Here is a 2,626-nt window from a genome sequence, read left to right on the forward strand (position 1 = left end):
CGACCCGCGGGCCCCGGCGGCGCGGGAGCTGCGCGACGGGGCCGTCGTCGGGTTCGAGCGGCGCACGGCCGCGGCGACGGACCTGGCCGAGCCGTCCGGGCTGGTCGAGGTGCGGGTGGTCGGCGGGCCGGCGGCGGGCCCGGTGCACCGGGTCGGGTTCGGCACGGTCACCGTCGGGTCCGGGGAGCGCGCCGACCTCACACTTGACGATCCGTCCGTCCCGGAAGTGTCACTGCGGGTCACCGTCGGACGGGACGGCGCGGAGGTCGAGCCGTCCGCGCGCACGCTCGGCCACGCCGTCCTGGACGGCGCCGTGCTGGACGGGAAGCGGCCCTGGCCGGTGGGGAGCGTGCTCGCCGTCGGGTCGAGCGTGCTGATGCTGACCCGCAGCGCGGAGCCCGACACGCACCTCGAACCGCTGCCCGAGGGCGGGCTGGCGTTCAACCGCCCGCCGCGGCTCCGGCCCGCCGTGCGCAAGCGGGGCATCGACGTCCCGAAGCGTCCCGAGCGCGATCCGAAGGAGCGGCTGCGGCTGTTCGGCGCGCTGCTGTTCTCCGCGTTCGGCCTGGCCATGGCGTTCGGGATGGGCCAGTGGTGGTGGGCGCTGTTCGCGCTCGCGTGGCCGGTGATGACGGTCGGCGAGTGGATCGGCGACCGGCTGTACGGGCGCAAGTCGTACAAGAAGGCGCTGCGCGAGTACGAGGCGCGGACCGCGGAGTTCGGCGCGCGGCTGGCCGAGCTGCGCCGCGAGGACGAGCGCGAGCGGCGCGAGGCCGACCCCGACCCGGCCGAGATCCTGCTGACCGCGACGGGTCCGCGCCGCCGCCTCTGGGAGCGGCGGATGGCCGACCCCGACGCGCTGCACCTGCGGCTCGGCCTCGCCGACCTGCCCGCGCTCATCGAGATCCGCAGCGACGGCCCGCATCCGGGCCGTCCGTCGTCGAGCCTCAGCGGCGGCCTCGCCACCAGCGCCACCCCCCGTGCCGACGGCGGTCGTCCGTCCAAGCGCGGCGGACGCGGCACGGGTTCGGCACGCGGCACGGGCACGGCACGCGGCGGGCGGGGTGCGGGCCACGCGGCGGCGGCGGACGAGGTGGTGCCCGAGGTGCCGATGTCCCGGCTCGTCCCGGTCGCGCTGCCGCTGCCGGACGTCGGGGTGCTCGGCATCACCGGCCCGCGCGCGGCGTCGCGCGGGCTCGCGCGCTGGCTGGTCGCGCAGGCCGCGGCCCTGCACAGCCCCCGCGACCTGGCGATCGTCGTCCTCACGGCGGACGCCGAGGCGGGCGGGGAGTGGAACTGGGTGCGGTGGCTCCCGCACACGCGTCCGCGCGAGGGCGAGGAGTGCACGGCCCTCGTCGGATCGGATCCGGAATCGCTCGCGCACCGTATTACCGAACTGGCCATCCGGGTGAGCGAGCGCCGCCGCGCCGCGCAGGCCGCGCAGAGCTTCTTCGGGCAGGGCAGGCCGCCCGAGGCGGTCCCCTACAACATCCTGCTGGTGCTGGACGGCGCGCGGGCGCTGCGCCGCCAGCCGGGCATGCCGATGCTGCTCGCGCGCGGCGCCGAGTACGGCATCCACGCGATCTGCGTGGACGATGAGGAGCGGCTGCTCCCCGAGGAGTGCGCCGTCGTCGCGGCGTTCGAGGAGGACGGCCCGGCCGTCCGGCTGCGCGGGCACGGCCTGGACGCGATCGGCCCCGTGCTCGCCGACCGGGTGCCGGTGGCGTGGGCCGACCGGGTCGGACGCGCGCTCGCGCCCGTCCGGGACGTGTCGCGGCAGGACTCCGAGGACGCCGTCCCCGGCAGCGCCCGCCTGCTCGACCTGCTGGCGATGCCCGAGCCGGACGCCGACGCGGTGCTCCGCTCCTGGCAGCGGACCGGCGGGCGCGCCACCCGCGTCCCCATCGGGATCGGCGCGGACGGCCCGTTCTCCGTGGACCTGCGCTACGACGGCCCGCACGGGCTCGTCGCCGGGACGACCGGCGCGGGCAAGTCCGAGCTGCTCCAGTCGCTCATCGCCTCGCTCGCGGTCGCCAACCGTCCGGACGAGATGACGTTCGTGCTGATCGACTACAAGGGCGGCGCGGCGTTCGCCGACTGCGCGCGCCTCCCGCACACCGTCGGCATGGTCACCGACCTGGACGGCCACGCCACCGAGCGCGCCCTGGAGTCGCTGTCGGCGGAGCTGCGGCGGCGCGAGGAGATCCTGCTCGGCGCGGGCGCCAAGGACATCGACGACTACCAGGCGGACGGCGGCGCCGGGCTGCCGCGGCTCGTCCTGGTGATCGACGAGTTCGCGGCGATGGTGGCGGAGCTGCCCGAGTTCGTCGCCGGGCTGGTGGACATCGGACGGCGCGGACGGTCCCTCGGCGTCCACCTGATCCTCGCGACGCAGCGCCCGGCCGGGGTGGTGACGGCCGACATCCGCGCCAACACCAACCTGCGGATCGCGCTGCGCGTCACCGACCCGGACGAGTCCACCGACGTGATCGACGCGCCCGAGGCGGCGCAGATCGGCAAGTCCACGCCCGGCCGCTGCTACGTCCGGTCCGGCGTGGACGAGCCGCGCCTGGTGCAGACCGCGCGGGTCGGCGGGCGGCGGCCCGCGCCCGGCGCGCCGGCCGGC

1 protein-coding gene is annotated in these 2,626 nt (G+C 77.0%); it reads left to right on the forward strand.

Annotated elements, in window-relative coordinates:
- A partial coding sequence (locus tag DZF91_RS25215; RefSeq protein WP_268915974.1) for an FtsK/SpoIIIE domain-containing protein occupies positions 1–2,626 on the forward strand: 2,626 nt, incomplete at both ends.

The organism is Actinomadura logoneensis (assembly GCF_003428695.1).
Classification (GTDB): domain Bacteria; phylum Actinomycetota; class Actinomycetes; order Streptosporangiales; family Streptosporangiaceae; genus Spirillospora; species Spirillospora logoneensis.